This is a genomic window from Streptomyces murinus (assembly GCF_002154555.1).
Classification (GTDB): domain Bacteria; phylum Actinomycetota; class Actinomycetes; order Streptomycetales; family Streptomycetaceae; genus Streptomyces; species Streptomyces murinus.
The window spans coordinates 46,217-70,348 of sequence record NZ_MUNF01000001.1; the positions used below are offsets into that span (position 1 = coordinate 46,217).

Below are 24,132 nucleotides of genomic sequence, written 5' to 3' on the forward strand. Positions count from 1 at the left end.
ATGTCGAACGACGACAAGCTCAGGGACTACCTCAAGCGCGTGATGGTGGACCTGCGCCAGACCCGCAGGCAGCTGGGTGAGCTGGAGGCGAAGGACACCGAGCCCGTCGCCATCGTCGGCATGGCCTGCCGCTACCCGGGCGGCGTCACCTCCCCCGAGGACCTGTGGCGCCTCGTCGCCTCGGGCGGTGACGGCATCTCCGGATTCCCCACCGACCGGGGCTGGGACCTCGATGCGCTCTACGACCCCGAGCCCGGGCGGACCGGCCGCAGCTATGTGCGCGAGGGCGGATTCCTTGACGACGCGGGGGAGTTCGACCCCGCGTTCTTCGGGATCTCGCCGCGTGAGGCCCTGGTCATGGACCCGCAGCAGCGGCTGCTCCTGGAGACCTCCTGGGAGGCCTTCGAACGCGCGGGCATCGACCCCGCCACCGCGCGCGGCACCCGGGCCGGTGTGTTCGTCGGCACCAACGGGCAGGACCACGCCTACCTCCAGCGGCCGGGCGACAGCGACATCGAGGCCCACCTCGTCACCGCGAACACCGCCGCCGTGATCTCCGGCCGCATCTCCTACGCCCTCGGCCTCGAAGGCCCCGCGGTCACCGTCGACACGGCCTGCTCGTCCTCACTGGTCGCGCTCCACCTGGCCGCCCAGGCGCTGCGCCGCGGCGAGTGCTCGCTCGCCCTTGCGGGCGGTGCCACCGTGATGGCCACCCCGAACACCTTCGTCGCGTTCAGCGCCCAGCGCGGCCTGTCGCCCGACGGCCGCTGCCGCGCGTTCTCCGCCACCGCCGACGGCACCGGCATGTCCGAGGGCGTCGGCGTCCTGCTGCTGGAGCGGCTGTCCGACGCCCGCCGGCTCGGCCATGACGTGCTCGCCGTCATCCGTGGCAGCGCCGTCAACCAGGACGGCGCATCCAACGGCCTCACCGCCCCGAACGGCCCGTCCCAGGAACGGGTGATCCGGCAGGCGCTGGAGAACGCGCGCCTGACCGCCTCCCAGGTCGACGCGGTCGAGGCACACGGCACGGCCACCACCCTCGGCGACCCGATCGAGGCGGAGGCGCTGCTCGCCACATACGGCCAGGAGCACCCGGCGGACCGGCCGCTGTGGCTCGGATCCGTCAAGTCCAACATCGGGCACACCCAGGCGGCCTCCGGTGTCGCCGGGGTCATCAAGATGGTGATGGCCATCCGCAACGGCGTCCTGCCGCGGACGCTGCATGTGGCCGAGCCGACCGACCAGGTCGACTGGACGGCGGGCGGCGTACGGCTGCTCACCGAGGCCGTCGACTGGCCCGGGACCGACCACCCCCGCCGCGCCGCCGTCTCGTCCTTCGGCGTCAGCGGCACCAACGTGCACACGATCATCGAGCAGGCCCCGGCCCCCGACGAGGAACCCGCCACCGAACCGGCCGAGGCCCCCGCCACCGGTGTACGGCCATGGGTGCTCTCGGCGAAGAGCGAGGCGGCGCTGCGCGCCCAGGCCCAGCGCCTGCTCACCTTCCTGGAGGACCGCGGCCCCGGCTGCGCCCCGGCCGACATCGGCCACTCCCTCGCCACGACCCGCACCGCCTGGGACCGCAGGGCGGCCGTCGTCGGCGAGAGCCTGGAAGAACTCACCGAGGGCGTACGGGCGTTGGCGTCCGGCATTCCCTCCGCGGCCGTCGTGCAGAACACCGGCGGCCTCGGCGACCGGACCGGGTTCCTCTTCTCCGGTCAGGGCTCGCAGCGGTTCGGCATGGGCCGTGAACTCTACGACGCCTTCCCCGCGTTCGCCGCCGCCTACGACGAGATCCGCGCCCACCTCGACGTCACGCTCGACACGGACGCGGAGCAGCTGAACCGCACCGGGCACACCCAGCCGGCGCTGTTCGCCCTCGAAGTGGCGCTGTTCCGGCTGCTGGAGTCGTGGGGCCTGCGGCCGGACTACGTGGCCGGTCACTCGGTCGGCGAGATCGCCGCCGCGCATGTGGCGGGTGTGCTGTCGCTTCAGGACGCGGCGAAACTGGTGTCGGCGCGTGCCGCGCTGATGCAGGCGCTCCCCGAGGGCGGCGCGATGGTCGCCGTAGAGGCGACGGAGGACGAGGTGCTGCCGCATCTCACCGGCGAGGTCGGTGTCGCGGCGGTCAACGGCCCCCGTTCGGTGGTGATTTCGGGCACCGAGGACGCGGTCCTCGCGGTTGCCGGGCTGTTCGCCGGCCAGGGTCGCAAGACGTCCCGGCTGAGGGTCAGTCACGCGTTCCATTCGCCGTTGATGGATCCGATGCTGGAGGAGTTCGCGCAAGCGATCAGTGGGCTGACCTTCAACGAGCCGCGGATCCCGGTCGTTTCGAACCTCACCGGGCGGCTGGCCGAGCCGTACACCCCGGAGTACTGGGTACGGCATGTCCGCGAGGCGGTCCGTTTCGCTGACGGTGTCCGGACCCTGCACGAGTTGGGTGTGACCACCTTCGCGGAGATCGGTCCCGGCGGTGTCCTCAGCGGCATGGCGCAGGGCTGTGCGGACGGCATCGTCACCGTCCCCGTACTCCGCGCCGACCGCCCCGAACCCCGAGCCGTCGTCACCGCGCTCGCCGAACTGCACGCCCACGGCGTATCCCCCGACTGGGGGACCCTCTTCCCGGGCGCCCGCCGCGTCGACCTGCCCACCTACGCCTTCCAGCAGCAGCGCTACTGGCTGGAGACCCCCGAGGCCGAGACCGTCGCCGTGGATGCGGTCGACGCCGACTTCTGGGCGAGCGTCGAGCGCGAGGACGCCGAATCCCTCGCCGCGACACTGGAGCTGAGCCCCGGCGAACTGGACGTCGTCGTACCGAAGTTGTCCGCCTGGCGGCGCCGACGACGCGAGCAGTCCGCCGTGGACGGCCGGCGCTACCAGCTGACCTGGCAGCCGCTGAACGGCCTGTCCGGGGGCGACCTCTTGGACCGCACCTGGCTGTTCGCCGCGCCGGAGGGCGACGAGTGGGCCGAGGCGGTGCGCACGGCTCTCGCCGGACGCGGCGCGCGACTGGTCCCGCTGACGGTCGACGCGAGCGCCGACCGCGCCCGGCTGGCCGGTGAGTTGACCCGGGCCGCGGCGGAAGCCGGACCGTTCGACGGCGTCCTGTCGTTGCTCGCCGCCGACGAGACCGCCACGCCCGAGCACCCCGCGCTCTCCCAGGGCCTCGCCCAGACCGTAGCCCTGGCGCAGGCGCTGGGCGACGCGGACATCGACGCCCCGCTGTGGTGCGCCACCCGTGGCGCGGCCGCCACCGGCCGCTTCGACGACGCCCCGCTCAGCGCCGTACAGCACCAGGTGTGGGGCCTCGGCCGCACCCTGGCACTGGAGCACCCCCACCGCTGGGGCGGCCTGATCGACCTGCCCGCCACCGTGGACGAGCGCGCCGCCGGGCGGGTCGCCGCCGTACTCGCCCAGGGCACCGGTGCGGGGGAGTGGGAGGACCAGGTCGCCGTCCGCGCCTCCGGCGTGTTCACCGCCCGGCTCGACCACGCCCGCGGCGCCACCGCCCGGACATGGTCGCCGCGCGGCACCGTCCTGATCACCGGCGGCACGGGCGCCCTCGGCGGACACATCGCCCGCTGGCTCGCCGGTACGGGCGCCGAGCACCTGGTGCTCACCAGCCGCCAGGGCGCCGACGCACCCGGCGCGCCCGCGCTCAGGGCCGAACTGGAGGAACTGGGCACCCGCGTCACCCTCGCCGCCTGCGACGTCGCCGACCGCGACGCGGTCGCGGCCCTGCTCGACGAACACGGCTTCACCGCCGTCTTCCACGCCGCGGGCGTGCCCCAGTTCACCCCCTTCGACGAACTGACACCGGCCGACTTCGCCCGCACCCTCGCGGCGAAGGCCCACGGCGCCACCCACCTGGACGAACTGCTCGGCGACCGCGAGCTGGACGCCTTCGTGCTCTTCTCCTCGATCGCCGGCGTGTGGGGCAGCGGCGGCCAGACCGCCTACGCCGCCGCCAACGCCCACCTCGACGGGCTCGCCGCCCGGCGCCGGGCCCGGGGCCTGACCGCCACCGCGATCGCCTGGGGCCCCTGGGCCGACGGCGGCATGGTCACCGACGCCGACGAGGAACACCTGCGCCGCCGGGGCGTCGTCACCCTGCCCGCCGCACTCGCCGTGACCGCACTCCAGCGCGCCCTGGACTGCGACGACACCGCGGTCGTCGTGGCCGACATCGCATGGGAACGGTTCATCGGACCGTTCACCCTCGGCCGCCCCAGCGCCCTGCTGTCCGAGGTGCCCGAGGTGCGCCGCGCCCGCACCGCCGCGGCGCCCGCCGACGCCGGGACCGGCGCCGGGCCCCTCGCGGACCGGCTCGCCGGACTGCCCGAGGCCGAGCGCACCCGGGCCCTGCTCGACCTGGTCCGCGCGCATGTCGCGGCCGTCCTCGGCCACAGCGGCATCGGCGAGATCGAGCCCGACCGGGCCTTCAAGGACCTCGGCTTCGACTCCCTGACCGCCGTCGAACTCCGCGACAAGATCAACGCGGCCACCGGTCTCGCCCTGCCGCCCACCCTGGTCTTCGACCACCCCAGCGCCACCGCGCTCGCCCGCTTCCTGGAGAGCGAACTCCTCGGCGCGCGGAGCGCCGTACCGCAGGACCGGCAGGCGCCTGCCGCCGACGACGAGCCCATCGCCATCGTCGCGATGAGCTGCCACCTGCCCGGCGGCGTCGACTCGCCCGAGGCCCTTTGGGACCTGGTGGCGTCCGGCGGCGACGCCATCGCAGAGTTCCCGGCCGACCGCGGCTGGGACGTGGACGCGCTCTACGACCCCGACCCCGAACGCCCCGGCAAGACCTACGCCCGCGACGGCGGATTCCTCTACGACGCCACCGACTTCGACGCGGGCTTCTTCGGGATCTCCCCGCGCGAGGCCCTGGCCATGGACCCCCAGCAGCGCCTGCTCCTGGAGACCTCCTGGGAGGCCTTCGAACGCGCCGGTATCACCCCCGGACAGCTGCGCGGCAGCCGCACCGGTGTCTTCGTCGGCATGGCCTACCAGGGCTACGGCGCCGACGCGCACCGCACGCCCGAAGGCGTCGAGGGACACCGGCTCGTCGGCGGCGCCTCCAGCGTCGTCTCCGGCCGGATCTCCTACACCTTCGGCCTCGAAGGCCCCGCCGTCACCATCGACACCGCCTGCTCCTCCTCCCTGGTCGCCCTGCACCTGGCCATGCAGTCGCTGCGGAGCGGCGAGTGCACGATGGCCCTGGCCGGCGGTGTCACCGTCATGGCCAGCCCCAACGTCTTCGTGGAGTTCAGCCGCCAGCGCGGACTGTCACCCGACGGCCGCTGCCGGGCCTTCGGCGCGGACGCGGACGGCACCGGCTGGTCCGAGGGCGTGGGCGTGGTGCTGGTGGAGCGCCTGTCCGACGCCGTGCGCCACGGCCATGAGGTCCTCGCGGTGGTCCGGGGGAGCGCCGTGAACCAGGACGGCGCGTCCAACGGCCTGACCGCGCCCAACGGTCCGGCTCAGCAGCGGGTGATCCGGCAGGCCCTCGCCTCCGCCGGGCTCACCCCGGCGGACGTGGACGCCGTGGAGGCACACGGTACGGGCACGACGCTCGGCGACCCGATCGAGGCGCAGGCACTCCTTGCCACCTACGGACAGGAGCGTGAACGGCCGCTGCTGCTCGGCTCGTTGAAGTCCAACATCGGCCACACCCAGGCCGCCGCGGGCGTCGCCGGTGTGATCAAGATGGTCATGGCGATGCGCCACGGCGTGCTCCCGCGCACCCTGCACGCCGATGAGCCGACACCGCACGTCGACTGGTCGGCCGGTGACGTCCGGCTGCTGACCGAGGCCGTCGACTGGCCCGCGTCGGACCGCCCGCGCCGGGCCGCTGTGTCGTCCTTCGGCGTGAGCGGCACCAATGCCCACACCATCATCGAACAGGCCCCCGCAGCGGCCGAGTTGCCCCCGACCCCGGACTCCGGCGCACCCGTGCCGTGGATCCTGTCCGGCAAGGGAGAGCCCGCACTGCGCGCACAGGCGGCCCGCCTCGCCGGCCACCTCGACGCGACGGACGACTGGACCGCCTCCGACATCGGCTACTCCCTGGCCGCCCGCGAGACCTTCGAGGACCGCGCCGTACTCCTGGCCCAGACCCCGGAAGAACTCCGCCACGCCCTCACCGCCCTCGCCACCGGCGAACCGGCCGCGAACGTCGTCACCGGGCGCGCCCACGCGACGGGCAAGGTCGGCTTCCTGTTCTCGGGGCAGGGCTCGCAACGTCTGGGTATGGGGCGTGAGTTGTACGAGGCGTTCCCTGTGTTCGCCGACGCGTACGACGAGGTGTGTGCGCGGCTGGACGTGCCGTTCGATGTCGCTGCCGAGTCCCTGCACCAGACCGGGAACGCCCAACCGGCGTTGTTCGCGGTCGAGGTGGCGTTGTTCCGGCTTCTTGAATCGTGGGGTGTCCGGCCGGATTACCTGGCCGGTCACTCGGTGGGTGAGATCGCGGCCGCGCATGTGGCCGGTGTGTTGTCGCTGGATGACGCGGTGAAGTTGGTGTCGGCGCGTGCCGCGTTGATGCAGGCGTTGCCGGGTGGCGGTGCGATGGTCGCCGTACAGGCCACCGAGGACGAGGTGCTGCCGTATCTGACCGACGGGGTCGGTGTCGCGGCGGTCAACGGGCCGCAGTCGGTCGTGATTTCGGGAGCCGAGGAGGAAGTTCTCGCTGTTGCCGAGGCATTCGTCGCGCAGGGTCGCAAGACGTCCCGGCTGAAGGTCAGCCACGCGTTCCACTCTCCGCTGATGGACCCGATGCTGGACGAGTTCGCGCAGGCCATCCACGACCTGACCTTCAACGAGCCGCAGATTCCCGTCGTTTCGAACCTCACCGGACGACTGGCAGAGCCCTACACCCCCGAATACTGGGTACGGCACGTCCGCGAGGCGGTCCGCTTCGCCGACGGTGTGCACACCCTGCACGAGTTGGGCGTGACCACCTTCGTGGAGATCGGCCCCGGCGGCGTCCTCACCGCCCTGGCGCAGGGCTGCCTGGACGACACCGTGGCCGTGCCCGTCCTGCGCGGCGACCGTCCCGAGCGGCAGGCCGTCGTCTCCGCGCTCGCCGAACTGTACGTACGCGGCGAGACCCCCGACTGGCAGTCCCTCATCCCCGGCGCCCACCGCGTCACCCTGCCCACCTACGCCTTCCAGCGTGAGCGCTACTGGCTGGAGGGCGACGAGGACCCGGCCGCCATCAGCGCCACGGCCGACCCGGCGGACTCCGGCTTCTGGGACAGCGTCGAGCGCGAGGACGCCGAATCCCTGGCCGCGACCCTCGGCCTGAGCGCGGACACCTCGCTGACCGCGCTCCTGCCCCGGCTGTCCGCGTGGCGCCGGCAGCGCCGCGAGCGGTCCGTGGTCGACGGCTGGCGCTACCGCGTCACCTGGAGGCCGCTCGGCGCGCTCCCGCAACCCGGCACGGCCGGGACCTGGCTGCTCGTGGTGGCCGGGGAGAGCGAGTGGACCGCCTCGGTCCGCACCGCCCTCACCGACCACGGCGCGACGACGGTCACGCTCGTCGCCGGACCCGACACCGACCGCCGCGCACTGGCCCGCGAGCTGGCCGACATCGGCCCGCTGACCGGCGTGCTCTCCCTGCTCGCCGAGGACGAGACCGCCTCGGCCGGGCAGCCCGGTCTGCCGTACGGCCTCGCCGCGACCCTCTGCCTGACGCAGGCGCTCGGCGACGCGGGCGTGGACGCCCCGCTGTGGTGCGCCACGCGCGGCGCGGTATCCACCGGCCGCGCCGACCGCGTCGACCGCCCGCTCCAGTCCCAGGTGTGGGGCTTCGGCCGGGCCGCGGCGCTCGAACACCCGCGGCGCTGGGGCGGGTTGATCGACCTGCCCGACCTGCTGGACGCGCGTGCCGCGGCCCGTCTGACCGCCGTCCTCGGCCAGCGGGCCGAGGACCAGGTGGCGGTCCGTGCCTCCGGCGTCCACGGGCGCCGACTCGTCCGGGCCACCCGCGCCACCGATCCCGCACAGGAGTGGTCGCCGCGCGGCACGGTGCTGATCACGGGTGGTACGGGTGCGCTGGGCGGTCATGTGGCCCGCTGGCTCGCCGGTGCGGGCGCCGAGCACCTGGTGCTGACCAGCCGTCGTGGTCTCGACGCGCCCGGTGCCGCCGCTCTGAAGGCGGAGTTGGAGGCGCAGGGCGTGCAGGTGACCGTCGCCGCGTGCGATGTCGCCGACCGTGAGGCGCTGGCCACGTTGCTCGCCGAGCACCCGGTGAACGCCGTCGTCCATGCCGCGGGCGTCGGCGACCACACCATGATCGAGGACAGCGACCCGGCCGGGTTCGCCCGTACGGTGTCCGCGAAGGCCGCGGGCGCCACCCACCTGGACGAACTGCTGGCCGATCGGGAACTCGACGCGTTCGTCCTGTTCTCCTCGGGCGCCGGCATCTGGGGCGGCGCGAGCCAGTCCGCCTACGCCGCGGCCAACGCCTACCTGGACGCTCTCGCCGAGCACCGGCGGGCACGCGGACGCACCGCGCTCGCCGTCTCCTGGGGCGGCTGGGCCGACGGCGGCATGGCCGGGGTCGGCGACGGCGAGGAGATGCTGCTCCGCCGCGGTCTGCCGCCCATGCGCCCCGCCCTCGCGCTCTCCGCGCTCCAACAGGCACTGGCCGACGACGACACCGCCCTCACCGTCGCGGACTTCGACTGGCAGCGGTTCATCGGCCCCTTCACCGTCACCCGGCCCAGCGCCCTGTTCGCCGGTGTGTCCGAGGCGGCCCGCGCCCTGGAGGGTCCGGCCGCCGGTGGCGCCGAGGCGGGCAACGCGCTCGCCGCACGACTGGCCGGACTGTCGGCGGGCGAACGGGACCGCACCCTGGTGGACCTCGTCCGCACCCACGCCGCCGCCGTGCTCGGCCACGAAGGCAGCGCGGCCGTGGAACCGGGCCGGGCGTTCAACGACCTCGGCTTCGACTCCCTGACCGCCGTCGAACTGCGCAACAGGCTCACGGCCGACACCGGCCTGAAACTGCCCACCACACTGGTCTTCGACTACCCCAATGCCACCGCCCTGGCCCACTTCCTGCGCACCGAACTGCTCGGGGCGCAGGACACCGCGGGGCCCGAGCGGCAGGCGGCCGTCGACGGCGACGAACCCATCGCCATCGTGGCCATGAGCTGCCGCCTCCCCGGCGGCGTCGGCTCCCCCGAGGACCTATGGCGGCTCGTGACGTCCGGCGGCGACGCGATCTCCGGCTTCCCCGAGGACCGCGGCTGGGACATCGAGGGCCTCTACGACCCCGACCCGGGCACCCCGGGCAGGACGTACGCGCGCGACGGCGGATTCCTCTACGACGCGGGTGACTTCGACGCCGCGCTGTTCGGCATCTCGCCGCGCGAGGCGCTCGCGATGGACCCCCAGCAGCGGCTGCTCCTCGAAGCCACCTGGGAGGCGTTCGAGCGGGCGGGCATCGACCCGGCCGCCATGAAGGGCAGCCGCACGGGTGTGTTCGTCGGCATGTCCTACCAGGGCTATGGCGCCGGCCTCCCGGAGGTCCCCGAAGGCGTCGAAGGCCATCTGCTCACCGGCAGCGCCGCCAGCGTCGTCTCCGGGCGCGTCGCCTACTCGTTCGGCCTGGAGGGTCCGGCCGTCACCGTCGACACGGCCTGCTCGTCGTCGCTGGTCGCCCTGCACCTGGCCATCCAGTCGCTGCGGGGCGGCGAGAGCACCATGGCCGTCGCGGGCGGCGTCAACGTCATGGCCGTACCGGCCGCGTTCGTGGAGTTCAGCCGCCAGCGCGGACTGTCCGCCGACGGCCGCTGCAAGGCGTTCGGCGCCGGTGCGGACGGCACCGGCTGGGCAGAGGGCGTGGGCGTGGTGCTGGTGGAGCGCCTGTCCGACGCCGTCCGCAACGGCCACGACGTCCTCGCGGTCGTGCGGGGGAGCGCGGTCAACCAGGACGGCGCGTCCAACGGTCTGACCGCGCCCAACGGTCCGGCTCAGCAGCGGGTGATCCGGCAGGCCCTCGCCTCCGCCGGGCTCACCCCGGCGGACGTGGACGCCGTGGAGGCGCATGGTACGGGTACGACGCTCGGCGACCCGATCGAGGCGCAGGCACTGCTTGCCACCTACGGACAGAATCGTGAACGGCCGCTGCTGCTCGGCTCTTTGAAGTCGAACATCGGTCATGCCCAGGCGGCGTCGGGCGTGGCCGGCGTGATCAAGATGGTCATGGCGATGCGCCACGGTGTGCTGCCCCGGACGCTGCATGCCGATGTGCCGACACCGCATGTGGACTGGTCGGCGGGTGCTGTGCGGTTGCTGACGGAGCCCGTGGACTGGCCGGAGACGGACCGCCCGCGCCGGGCCGCGATCTCGTCCTTCGGCGTGAGCGGCACCAACGCCCACACCATCATCGAACAGGCGCCGATGGCCGAACCCTCCGCCGTCGCACCGGTCGAGGTCACCTCCCCGGCCGTGCCCTTGGTGCTGTCCGGCAAGACCGAGGCCGCCCTGCGCGACCAGGCCGAACGCCTGCTCGCCCTGGTCGCCGACGGCGCCGCACCCTCCCTCACCGACATCGGGTTCTCGCTGGCCACGACGCGGGCCGCTCTGGAGCACCGTGCCGCTGTGGTCGGCGCCGACCACGACCGGATCGCCGAGGGCCTGCGCGCCCTGGCCTCCGGCGCGCCCGCCCCCGGCGTCGCCCTCGGCCGCGCCGACACCGGCCAGGTCGGATTCCTGTTCTCCGGCCAGGGCTCCCAGCGCGTCGGCATGGGACGTGAACTGTACGACGCCTTCCCGGTCTTCGCGGCGGCCTACGACGAGGTGTGCGCCCATCTCGACCGGCACCTGGACCGGCCGCTGCGGGAGGTGGCCTTCGGCGAGAGGGGCCACGACGACGGCGCGCACCTGAACCGCACCGCCTTCACCCAGCCCGCCCTGTTCGCACACGAGGTCGCCGTCCACCGCCTGCTGGAGTCCTGGGGTGTACGACCGGACTACCTGGCCGGACACTCCGTGGGCGAGATCGCCGCCGCGCACGTCGCCGGGGCCCTCTCACTGGAGGACGCGGCCACACTCGTGACCGCCCGCGCCGCGCTGATGCAGGCCCTGCCCGAGGGCGGCGCGATGGTCGCCGTACAGGCCACCGAGGACGAGGTACGGTCGTACCTCACCGACGACACCGACATCGCGGCGGTCAACGGCCCCGAGTCCGTCGTGGTCTCCGGAGCCGAGGACGCCGTGCTGGAGATCGCGGAGGTCTTCACCCGCCAGGGCCGCAAGACGTCCCGGCTCACGGTGAGCCACGCCTTCCACTCGCCGCTGATGGACCCCGTGCTGGCGGACTTCGCCCGCGTCGTCGGCGGACTGCGCTTCGAGACGCCCCGGACACCCGTCGTCTCGAACCTCACCGGCGAACTCATCGACACCTACACCCCGGACTACTGGGTCCGGCACGTCCGCGAGGCCGTGCGCTTCGCCGACGGCATCCGCACCCTGGGCGAGCTGGGCGTCACCACATTCGTGGAGACCGGACCCGGCGGGGTGCTGAGCGCCATGGCCCAGGGCTGCCTGGACGGCGCGGTCACCGTACCCTCCACACGGTCCGGCAGCCCCGAGCCCGAGGCGATCACCGGCGCGGTCGCACGCCTGCATGTGTTCGGCGTCCCCGTCGACTGGGCGGCGTTCTTCGCCGGGCGCGGCGCCCGGCGCGCCGAACTGCCCACCTACGCCTTCCAGCACCAGCGCTACTGGCTCCGCACCACCGCGCCCACAGCCGCCGCCGCGACGACCGACGCCGTGGAGGCAGGGTTCTGGGAGACCGTGGAGCGCGAGGACGCCCAGTCCCTCGCCGCCACCCTCGACCTGCCCGCCGAGCAACTGGACGCGGTGCTGCCCCGGCTCTCCGCGTGGCGCCGGCGGCGGCGCCAGGAGTCCGCCGTGGAAAGCTGGTCCTACCGCACGAGCTGGAAGCCGCTCAGCGGTCTGCGGACCCATGAACTGCCGGGCGACTGGCTGTTCTTGACCACCCAGGAGCCGACCGGCACGGACGATGCGACGGCCGCCGAGGATCGGCCGGCCGCGACCGCGTGGACGTCCGCCGTCGCCGACGGGCTCGCCGCCCGTGGCGCCCGGCTGATCCGGGTCACCGTCGACCCCGCCGCCGACCGGGACGCACTGCTGCGCCAACTCACCGATGCCGTCCGGGACGTCCCGGTCGACGGTGTGATCTCGCTCCTCGGCACCGACGAGAGCCCCCACGCCGCCCACCCGGCCCTCTCCGTCGGCGCCGCACTGACCCTCGCGCTCGTCCAGGCCCTGGGCGACGCGGGCATCGCCGCCCCGCTGTGGGCGCTGACCAGGTCCGCCATGTCCACAGGGCGCGCGGACCCGGTGCCGAGCGCCGCCCAGCACGCCGTCTGGGGCCTGGGCCGGGTCGCCGCGCTGGAACACGCGCGACGCTGGGGCGGCCTGATCGACCTCCCGGACACGATCGACGACCGGGCCATCGAACGGCTCGCCGCGGTCCTCACCCAGTCGGCCGAGGACCAGGTCGCCATCCGCGCCCGAGGCGCCTTCGGCCGCAGGCTCACCCAGGCCACCACCCACCGCGACACCGGCACCACCCACGGCTGGTCGCCGCGCGGCACGGTGCTGATCACGGGTGGTACGGGCGCGCTGGGCGGTCATGTGGCCCGCTGGCTCGCCGGTGCGGGCGCCGAGCACCTGGTGCTGACCAGCCGTCGTGGTCTCGACGCGCCCGGTGCCGCCGCTCTGAAGGCAGAGTTGGAGGCGCAGGGCGTACGGGTGACCGTCGTCGCGTGCGATGTCGCCGACCGTGAGGCGCTGGCAGCGCTGCTCGCCGAGCACCCGGTGGACGCCGTCGTCCACACCGCGGGAGTGGACCACCTGGACCCGCTGGAGACCATGACGCCCGGCGCCTTCGCCGACGTACTCTCCGCGAAGGCGGCGGGCGCCCTGCACCTCGACGCGCTGCTCGACGGCCGGGAGCTCGACGCCTTCGTGCTCTTCTCGTCCATCGCCGGTGTGTGGGGCAGCGGCCACCAGGCCGCGTACGCGGCGGCCAACGCCCTGCTCGACGGACTCGCCGAACGCCGCCGCGCCCGAGGACTGCCGGCGACCGCCGTGGCCTGGGGCCCCTGGGCGGGCGGCGGCATGGCCGAGGGCGACGGCGCGGACGAACGGCTGCGCCGCCGCGGCCTGCTCCCGATGCCCGCCGCGCTCGCCGTGGCCGGACTCGCACGGGCGCTGGACTCCGGCGCGGCCACCACCACGGTGGCCGACATCGACTGGGAGCGGTTCCTGCCCCCGTTCACCCTGGGCCGCCCGAGTGCCCTGCTCGGCGACCTCCCGCAGGCTGAACGAATCCGCACCAAGGACAGCACCGCAGGCGAACCCGGCACGGCCACCGCCTCGCCCCTGGCCGACCGCCTCACCAAGGTGTCCGAGACCGAACAGCACACCCTGCTGGTCGACCTCGTCCGCACTCACGCGGCGGCCGTCCTCGGCCACAGCGGCATCGGCGAGGTCGAGGCCGACCGGGCCTTCAAGGATCTCGGCTTCGACTCCCTGACCGCCGTCGAACTGCGCAACAGGCTCACCACCGAGACCGGCCTCACCCTGCCCACCACCCTGGTCTTCGACCACCCCAACGCCCAGGCGGTCGCACGGGAGTTGCGCACCCAGCTCACCGGCCGTACCCCGGCGGCCGCCCAGGAGACGGTCACCGCACCCGCCGCGGACGACGAACCCATCGCGATCGTCGGCATGGCCTGCCGGTACCCGGGCGGGGTGCGTTCGCCCGAGGACCTGTGGCGGCTGGTGGCCGACGGTGGTGACGCGGTCGGCGAGTTCCCCGGAGACCGGGGCTGGGACGTGGACGGTATCTACGACCCTGACCCGGACGCCGCCGGCAAGACGTACGCGCGTCATGGTGGATTCCTGTACGACGCGGGGGAGTTCGACCCCGGGTTCTTCGGGATCTCGCCGCGTGAGGCCGTGGCGATGGATCCCCAGCAGCGGTTGCTGCTGGAGACGACGTGGGAGACATTCGAACGGGCCGGTATCGACGCGGAGTCGGTGCGCGGCAGCCGTACCGGAGTCTTCGTCGGCTCCGGCTACCAGGACTACGCCGCCCAGGCCTTCCACGCGATCGACGACTCCGAGGGCTTCTTCGGCACCGGCAACTCGGCCAGCATCATGTCCGGCCGCATCGCCTACACCCTCGGCCTGGAAGGACCGGCCGTCACCGTCGACACGGCCTGCTCCTCCTCCCTGGTCGCCCTGCACTGGGCGGTCCAGGCGCTGCGCGGCGGCGAGTGCTCCATGGCACTGGCCGGCGGGGTGATGGTCATGTCCACCCCGCGCGCCTTCGTGGAGTTCAGCCGCCAGCGCGGACTGTCACCCGACGGACGGTGCAAGGCGTTCGGCGCCGGTGCGGACGGCACCGGGTGGGCCGAGGGTGTCGGCATGCTGCTGGTGGAGCGGCTGTCCGACGCCCGCCGCAACGGACACCAGGTACTGGCCGTCGTACGGGGCAGCGCGATCAACCAGGACGGCGCGTCCAACGGTCTGACCGCGCCCAACGGTCCGGCTCAGCAGCGGGTGATCCGGCAGGCTCTCGCCTCCGCCGGGCTCACCCCGGCCGACGTGGACGCGGTGGAGGCGCACGGTACGGGCACGACGCTCGGCGACCCGATCGAGGCGCAGGCGCTGCTCGCCACCTACGGGCAGGATCGCGAACGACCGCTGCTGCTCGGCTCTTTGAAGTCCAACATCGGCCACGCCCAGGCGGCGTCGGGCGTGGCCGGCGTGATCAAGATGGTCATGGCGATGCGTCATGGCGTGCTGCCCCGGACGCTGCATGCCGATGAGCCGACACCGCATGTGGACTGGTCGGCGGGTGCTGTGCGGTTGCTGACGGAGCCCGTGGACTGGCCGGAGACGGACCGCCCGCGCCGCGCCGCGATCTCCTCCTTCGGCGTCAGCGGCACCAACGCCCACACCATCATCGAACAGGCACCGGCACCGGCCGCCGAAGCCGAGGGGTCGAATACCGCCCCCACCCTCCTGCCCTGGCTGCTCTCCGCCAAGAGCGGCGCCGCACTGCGCGACCAGGCGGCCCGGCTGCTGGCCCACGTACAGGACGACACCGCACCGGCCGACGTAGGCTTCTCCCTGGCCACCACCCGCAGCGCCCTGCGCCACCGGGCGGCCGTCATCGGCGAGACCAGCGCCGAACTCCGCCGAGAACTGGGCCTGCTGGCCGCCGGCACACCCTCACCCGGAGCCGTCCAGGGCCGACCGGGAGGCAAGGTCGGCTTCCTGTTCTCGGGGCAGGGCTCGCAACGCCTGGGCATGGGGCGTGAGTTGTACGAAGCGTTTCCCGTGTTCGCCGATGCGTACGACGAGGTGTGTGCCCGTCTGGACGTGCCGTTCGACGTCGAGTCCGAGTCCTTGCACCAGACGGGATGCACTCAACCGGCGTTGTTCGCGGTCGAAGTGGCGTTGTTCCGGCTTCTTGAATCGTGGGGTGTGCGGCCGGATTACGTNNGGCGGTGCGATGGTCGCCGTACAGGCCACCGAGGACGAGGTGCTGCCCTACCTGACCGACGGCGTCGGTGTCGCGGCGATCAACGGGCCGCAGTCGGTCGTGATTTCGGGCGCCGAGGAGGAAGTGCTCGCTGTTGCCGAGGCGTTCGCCGCTGAGGGTCGCAAGACGTCCCGTCTGAAGGTCAGCCACGCGTTCCACTCTCCGCTGATGGACCCGATGCTGGACGAGTTCGCGCAGGCCATCCACGACCTGACCTTCAACGAGCCGCGCATCCCTGTCGTTTCGAACCTCACCGGACGACTGACAGAGCCCTACACCCCCGAGTACTGGGTACGGCACGTGCGCGAGGCGGTCCGCTTCGCCGACGGCGTTCGGACCCTCCACGACCTGGGTGTCACCACGTTCGTGGAGATCGGTCCGGGCGGTGTCCTCAGCGGTATGACGCAGGGGTGCCTGGACGAGGCCGTGACGGTGCCGGTGCTGCGCGGTGAGCGTCCTGAGCGGCACGCGCTTGTCACCGCCCTGGCCCAACTGCACACCTACGGCGTGGTGGTGGACTGGGGCGTGTTCTTCGCGGGTGCGCGCAGGACCGAGCTGCCGACGTACGCGTTCCAGCACGAGCGGTACTGGGTCGACGTCCCGCAAGCCGTGGCCGACACGGCGGTGGACCCGGTGGACGCCGAGTTCTGGGACACGGTGGAGCGCGAGGATCTGCAAGCCCTCACCGAGACCCTGGACATCGGCGCGGGCGACACCTTCGGCGACGTACTCCCGCGACTGTCGTCATGGCGCCGGCAGCGCAAGGAAAGGTCCGCCGTGGACGGTTGGCGCTACGGCATCACCTGGAAGGCGATCCCCGACCCCGCCCCGCAGAGTCCCGCCAGCGGCGGCGTATGGCTGGTTCCGGTCAGTGCCGCGCACCTCGGCGACGACTGGGTCACCGCCTGTCTGCGCGGGCTGACCGAGCGGGGCCTGACCACGCTGCCGGTCCCGGTCGAGCCGTCCACGGACCGGGCGGAGCTGACGGCCCAACTCACCGGCGCCGTCGGCGACGAGACCGTGGCAGGTGTCCTGTCTCTGCTCGCCGTCGACGGGGAGGCCGCCCCGACCGCCGCCGCGCTGACCGTCGGCGTCGCGCTGTCCGTCCTGCTCGTCCAGGCCCTGGGCGACGCCGGTATCGGCGCCCCGCTGTGGTGCGTGACCCGGAGCGCGGTGGGTGTGAGCGCCGCCGAGACGGTGACGGACCTCCACCAGTCCCAGGTCTGGGGGCTGGGCCGAGTGGCGGCGCTGGAGCACGCGCGGCGCTGGGGCGGCCTCGTGGACCTGCCTGGCACGGTCGACGACCGGATCGCGGGCCGTCTCGTCGCGGTCCTCGGACAGTCGGCCGAGGACCAGGTCGCCATCCGTGATCGTGGGGTGTTCGCACGGCGCCTGTCGCGGCTGCCCGCGGCCCGGAGCGACCGCACGTGGTCGCCGCGCGGCACGGTGCTGATCACGGGTGGTACGGGCGCGCTGGGCGGTCATGTGGCGCGCTGGCTCGCCGGTGCGGGCGCCGAGCATCTGGTGCTGACCAGCCGCCGTGGTCTCGACGCGCCCGGTGCCGCCGCCCTGAAGGGGGAGTTGGAGGCACAAGGCATACGGGTGACCGTCGCCGCGTGCGATGTCGCCGACCGTGAGGCGCTGGCCGCGCTGCTCGCCGAGCACCCCGTCGACGCCGTGGTCCACGCGGCCGGCACCGCCGAGGCGGGGATGCTCGCCGAGACGAGCCTCGGCGACTTCGCGGCCACGGTCGCCGCGAAGGCCCTCGGCGCCCTGCACCTCCACGAGCTGCTCGGCGAAAGGGAGTTGGACGCCTTCGTGCTGTTCTCCTCCATCTCCGGCGTCTGGGGAGGCGGCGGGCAGGCGGCGTACTCGGCCGCGAACGCCTTCCTCGACGGCCTGGCGCGACACCGGCGGGACCGGGGCCGCACCGCGACCGCCGTCGCCTGGGGCCCCTGGGCCGACGGCGGCATGGTCGCCGACACCGGGGACGAGGAGCGGCTGCGCCGCCGCGGCCTGATCACCCTGCGGCCGGACCGGGCCGTCGCCGCGCTGCACGGCGCGCTGAGCGGCGCGGACGGCACGGTCACCGTGGCCGACGTGGACTGGGCGCGGTTCGTCGTCCCGTTCACCGTCAGCAGGCCCAGCGCGCTGCTGAGCGACCTACCCGAGGTCAGGGACGCCCTCGCGGAGCGCCGGCCCGCCGGGCAGCGCGCGGAGCCGTCCGCGCTCGGGGAGAAGCTGGCCACGCTGTCCGAGGACGAACGGCGACGCCTGCTCGTGGACACGGTGTGCGCGCACGCGGCGGCCGTACTCGGCCACAGCGGCGCCACGGCGGTGGAGCCGGACCTGGCGTTCCGGGACCTCGGCTTCGACTCCCTGACCGCGGTGGAGTTGCGCAACCTGCTCACCGCCGACACCGGTCTCACCCTCCCCGCGACCCTGGTCTTCGACCACCCGACCCCCGAGGCGGTCGCCCGCCACCTGGGGAGCCAACTCGCAGGCGGGCAGGGCCCGGACGAGGTGTCGGTCTTCGGTGAACTCGACCGGCTGGAGTCGGTGATCGGAACGGCCGCCACCGCCGAGGAGACGGTCCGCTCGGGCGTGCGCAGGCGGCTCCAGGCGCTGCTGACCATGATGAACAGCGCCGGCGAGCAGCACACCCCAGCGGCCGACGCACAGCGGCAACTCCAGGACGCGACGGTCGACGACATCTTCGATCTGATCGATCAAGATCTAGAAAATTCCTAGTTCTTGGCGCTCTACCTTTGACGACAGCCGAGGACGGATGAGGCGGATGAGCAGCAACGAAGACAGGCTTCTCGAATATCTCAAGCGCGTCACCGGGGACCTTCGCCAGGTCCGGGAGCGCCTGCGCGAGGTCGAGGAGAAGAACCAGGAACCCATCGCGATCGTCGGCATGGCCTGCCGGTACCCGGGCGGGGTGCGTTCGCCCGAGGACCTGTGGCGGCTGGTGGCCGACGGTGGTGACGCGGTCGGTGAGTTCCCCGGAGACCGCGGCTGGGACGTGGAGGACATCTACGACCCTGACCCGGAGGCGGCCGGCAAGACGTACGCGCGCCATGGTGGATTCCTTTACGACGCGGGGGAGTTCGATCCCGGGTTCTTCGGGATCTCGCCGCGTGAGGCCGTGGCGATGGATCCGCAGCAGCGGTTGCTGCTGGAGACGACGTGGGAGACGTTCGAACGGGCCGGTATCGACGCGGAGTCGGTACGGGGCAGCCGTACCGGAGTCTTCGTCGGCTCCGGCTACCAGGACTACGTCAACCTCCTCGTCGGCGTGGGCGGCGAGTCCGACGGCCACCTCGGGACCGGCAACTCCGCCAGCGTGATGTCCGGCCGCATCTCCTACACCTTCGGTCTGGAGGGCCCGGCCGTCACCGTCGACACGGCGTGCTCGTCGTCGCTGGTGGCACTCCACTGGGCGATCCAGGCGCTGCGCGGCGGCGAGTGCTCCATGGCACTGGCCGGCGGTGTGCAGGTGATGACCACACCCACCCCGTTCGTGGAGTTCAGCCGCCAGCGCGGACTGTCACCCGACGGACGGTGCAAGGCGTTCGGCGCCGGTGCGGACGGCACCGGGTGGGCCGAGGGTGTCGGCATGCTGCTGGTGGAGCGGCTGTCCGACGCCCGCCGCAACGGACACCAGGTACTGGCCGTCGTACGGGGCAGCGCCGTCAACCAGGACGGCGCGTCGAACGGTCTGACCGCGCCCAACGGCCCCGCGCAGCAGCGCGTCATCCGCCAGGCCCTGGCGTCGGCCGGACTGGCTCCCGCCCAGATCGACGTCGTGGAGGCGCACGGCACGGGCACCACCCTCGGTGACCCGATCGAGGCGCAGGCCCTCCTCGCGACCTACGGCCGGGAGCGCCCCGAAGACCGGCCGTTATGGCTGGGCTCGCTGAAGTCCAACATCGGTCACTCCCAGGCCGCCGCCGGTGTCGGCGGGATCATCAAGATGGTCATGGCGATGCGCCACGGCATCCTGCCCCGGACCCTGCACGTGGACGAGCCGACGCCGCACGTCGACTGGTCGGCGGGCGCGGTACGGCTGCTGACGGAGCCCGTGGACTGGCCGCAGACGGACCGCCCGCGCCGCGCCGCGATCTCCTCCTTCGGCGTCAGCGGCACCAACGCCCACACCATCATCGAACAGGCACCGGCCCAGGACGAGGAGCCCGCCGCCGACACCACCGCCGACGGCCCCCTGGCATGGGTGCTCTCCGCCAAGAGCGACGCCGCACTGCGGGATCAGGCGGCCCGGCTGCTGCCCCTCGCACGCGGCGCGGCCCGGCCGCGGGACATCGGGCTCTCCCTGGCCACCACCCGCGCGGCCCTGCGCCACCGGGCCGCCGTCGTGGGGGAGGACCCTGCCGAACTCCTCCTCGGTCTTGAGGACTTGGCCGCCGGGAACCCTTCGCCCCGGGTCCTGCTGGGCCGTCCGTCCGGCGGCAGGACCGGCTTCCTCTTCTCCGGCCAGGGCTCGCAACGCCTCGGCATGGGACGCGAGTTGTACGCCGCGTTCCCCGTCTTCGCCGCCGCCTACGACGAGGTGTGCGCGCGGCTGGACGTGCCGTTCGACGTCGACTCCGAGTCCCTGCACCGGACAGGGTGCACACAGCCCGCCCTCTTCGCGATCGAGGTGGCCCTCTTCCGGCTCCTCGAATCCCTGGGCGTACGGCCCGACTTCGTGATGGGCCACTCCGTGGGCGAGATCGCCGCCGCCCATGTGGCCGGCGCGCTCTCCCTGGACGACGCGGCGAGACTGGTCTCGGCCCGCGCCGCGCTGATGCAGGCGCTGCCCACGGGCGGCGCGATGGTCGCCGTACAGGCCACCGAAGAGGAAGTCCTGCCCCACCTCACCGACGCCGTGAGCATCGCCGCCGTCAACGGCCCCTCCTCGGTGGTCGTCTCCGGTGACGAGCGGGCGGCTCTCGCGATCGCCGCCGCCTTCGCCGAACAGGGCCGCAAGACATCCCGGCTGAAGGTCAGCCACGCCTTCCACTCGCCCCTGATGGACCCGATGCTGGAAGAGTTCGCCCAGGTCGTCCGCGGCCTGACCTTCGACAAGCCCCGACTCCCCGTCGTCTCCAACCTCACGGGCCGGCCCGTCGAGTCCTACACCCCGGAGTACTGGGTACGGCACGTGCGCGAGGCGGTCCGTTTCGCCGACGGTGTCGGGACCTTGCGCCATCTGGGCGTGACCACGTTCGTGGAGGTCGGTCCGGGCGGTGTTCTGAGCGGTATGGCGCAGGGGTGCCTGGACGAGGCCGTGACGGTGCCGGTGCTGCGCGGTGAGCGCCCTGAGCGGCAGGCGTTTGTCACCGCCCTTGCCCAACTGCACACGTATGGCGTGGTGGTGGACTGGGGTGTGTTCTTCGCGGGTGCGCGCAGGACCGAGCTGCCGACGTACGCGTTCCAGCACGAGCGGTACTGGGTGGACGCCCCGGAGGCCGGTGCTGACACGGTGGTGGACCCGGTGGACGCCGAGTTCTGGGACACGGTGGAGCGCGAGGATCTGCAAGCCCTCACCGAGACCCTGGACATCGGCGCGGGCGACACCTTCGGCGACGTATTACCAAGGCTTTCGGCATGGCGAAGGCAGCGCAAAGAACATTCCGCCGTGGACAGTTGGCGCTATCGCGAGTCGTGGCAGCGTCTGAGCGACCCCGCCCCGAGCGGAACCGGCGGCACCTGGCTGCTGGCCGTCCCCGAGAACGAGAACGGGAACGAGGACGCGGACGAGCGGACCGACGCGGTCCGTGCCGCGCTCGCCGCTCGTGGCGCCACCCTGCGGACGCTGGTCGTCGGCGCGGCGAGCGACCGGGCCGCGCTGGCCGGGGAACTGGCCGGGGCCGGGCCGGTCGACGGCGTGCTCTCCCTGCTCCTCACCGGCGACCCGGTGCTCCCCACCCTGCGGCTCCTCCAGGCCCTGGGCGACGCGGGCCTCGACGCCCCGCTGTGGTGCCTCACCTCGGGCGCGGTGGCCGTCAGCGGCTCCGACGCCGTACGCAACGCCCGGCACGCCCAGGTCTGGGGGCTGGGCCGCACCGCCGCCCTCGAACTGCCCCGCCGCTGGGGCGGCCTGATCGACCTGCCGGAGACCCTCGACGACCAAACCGCCGCACGCCTCACGGACGTACTGGGCCAGGCACTGACGGGCCGGTCGCGGGAGGACCAGCTCGCGGTCCGCGCCTCCGGTGTCTTCGCCCGGCGGCTCGTCCACGCACCGGCACGTGCCGCCACCCGCAGCTGGCAGCCGCGCGGCACCGTCCTCGTCACCGGCGGCACCGGCGCGCTGGGCGGCCACGTCGCCCGCTGGCTGGCCCGCGGCGGCGCCGAACACCTCGTCCTCACCAGCCGCCGGGGCGCGGACGCGCCGGGCGCCGCCGCACTGCGCGACGAACTGACGGCCCTCGGTGCCCACGTCACCTTCGCCGCCTGCGACATGGCCGACCGGGACGCCGTCGCGGCCCTGCTCGCCGAGCACACCTTCACCGCCGTCGTGCACACCGCCGGGGTCGCCGACTCCGGCATGCTGGACGCCACCAGCGCGGACGCCTTCGCCGCCGCGCTCGCCGCCAAGGCCGACGGCGCGGCACACCTGGACGAACTGCTCGGCGACCAGGAGCTGGACGCCTTCGTGCTGTTCTCCTCCATCTCCGGCGTCTGGGGCAGCGGCGGCCAGTCCGCCTACGCCGCCGCAAACGCCTTCCTCGACGCCCTGGCGCAGCGCCGGCGGGCCCGGGGCCGCGCCGCGACCGCCGTGTCCTGGGGACCGTGGGCCGACGGCGGCATGGTCGAGGACGGCGACGACGAGGAGCGGCTGCGCCGCCGCGGCCTGTGCGCGATGCCCCCCGCCGCGGCGATCGGCGCCCTCCAGCGCGCGCTCGACCGGGACGAGACCCAGCTGACCGTGGCCGACGTGGACTGGGCGCGCTTCATCGTGCCGTTCACCCTCGGCCGGCCCAGCCCACTGCTCGGCGACCTCCCCGAGGTCCGCGCGACCCTCACCGAGGAGGCACCCGCGACGGGCCCCGCCGCCGGAGCGCTCGCCGAGAGCCTCGCCGGGCTGTCGGCGGAGGACCGCACCCGCGCCCTCGTGGACCTCGTGCGCACCCACGCCGCCGCCGTCCTCGGCCACCGCACGGCGGGCGCCGTCGAGGCCGACCGGCCCTTCCGGGACCTCGGCTTCGACTCCCTGACCGCGGTGGAACTGCGCAACCGGATCAACGAGGCCACCGGCCTCACCCTGCCCACCACCCTGGTCTTCGACCACCCCACGGCCGCGGACCTCGGCGCCCGCCTGCTCGCCGAACTCACCGGCGGCCAGGACGACATGACCGGCGCCGCCGCGGCCGCCGCCGTACTGGACGAGCCGATCGCCATCATCGGCATGGCCTGCCGCTACCCCGGCGGCGTCCGCTCGCCCGAGGACCTGTGGGAGCTGGTCGCCGACGGCCGCGACGCGATCACCCGCTTCCCCGGCAACCGCGGCTGGGACATCGAGGCCCTCTACCACCCGGACCCCGACCACTCCGGCACGACGTACACCACCCAGGGCGGATTCCTGCACGACGCCGACGAGTTCGACCCCGCGCTGTTCGGGATCAGCCCCCGCGAGGCCATCGCCATGGACCCCCAGCAGCGCCTGCTGCTGGAGACCACCTGGGAGGTCTTCGAACGCGCCCAGATCGCCCCCGACACCATGCGCGCCACCGCCACGGGCGTCTTCGTCGGCTCCGGCTACCAGGACTACACCGGCCGCCCGCTCAAGGTCCCCGAGGGAGTCGAGGGCTATCTGCCCAGCGGCAACGCGGCCAGCGTGATCTCCGGACGGCTCTCCTACACCTTCGGCCTCCAGGGCCCGTCGGTCACCGTCGACACCGCCTGCTCGTCCTCGCTGACCGCCCTCCACCTCGCCGTACAGGCACTGCGGGGCGGCGAGTGCGCCATGGCACTGGCCGGCGGTGTGATGGTGATGGCCGGACCGTCCGCGTTCACGATGTCGAGCCGGCAGCGCGCACTGTCCGCCGACGGCCGCTGCAAGGCGTTCGCCGCGTCCGCCGACGGTACCGGCTTCGCCGAGGGCGTGGGCCTGGTCCTGGTGGAGCGGCTGTCCGACGCCCGCCGCAACGGACACGAGGTGCTGGCCGTCGTACGCGGCAGCGCCATCAACCAGGACGGCGCGTCCAACGGCTTGACCGCGCCCAGCGGCAGGGCCCAGCGGCAGGTCATCCGGCAGGCACTGGCCAACGCCCGGCTCACCCCGGACGAGGTGGACGCCGTGGAGGGCCACGGCACCGGCACCCGGCTCGGCGACCCGATCGAGGCACAGGCGCTGCTCGCCACGTACGGCAAGGAGCGCGACGAGGACCGGCCCCTGTGGCTGGGCTCGCTGAAGTCCAACATCGGCCACTCCCAGGCCGCCGCGGGCGTCGGCGGCGTCATCAAGATGGTGATGGCGATCCGCAACGGCGTCCTCCCGCGCACGCTGCACATCGACG

1 protein-coding gene and 2 pseudogenes are annotated in these 24,132 nt (G+C 73.4%); all 3 read left to right on the forward strand.

Annotated features, from left to right (window positions below; genetic code table 11):
- Positions 1 to 15,207: pseudogene (locus tag CCN72_RS00055) on the forward strand (type I polyketide synthase); the annotation flags it as partial.
- Positions 15,208 to 15,393: 186 nt separating this feature from the next.
- Positions 15,394 to 18,355 (forward strand): annotated as a pseudogene (locus CCN72_RS41775) (SDR family NAD(P)-dependent oxidoreductase); the annotation flags it as partial.
- A gap of 46 nt (positions 18,356 to 18,401) precedes the next feature.
- Positions 18,402 to 24,132, forward strand: a 5,731-nt coding sequence (locus CCN72_RS00060; protein ID WP_143664014.1) for a type I polyketide synthase, incomplete at its 3' end; no start/stop codon positions are given.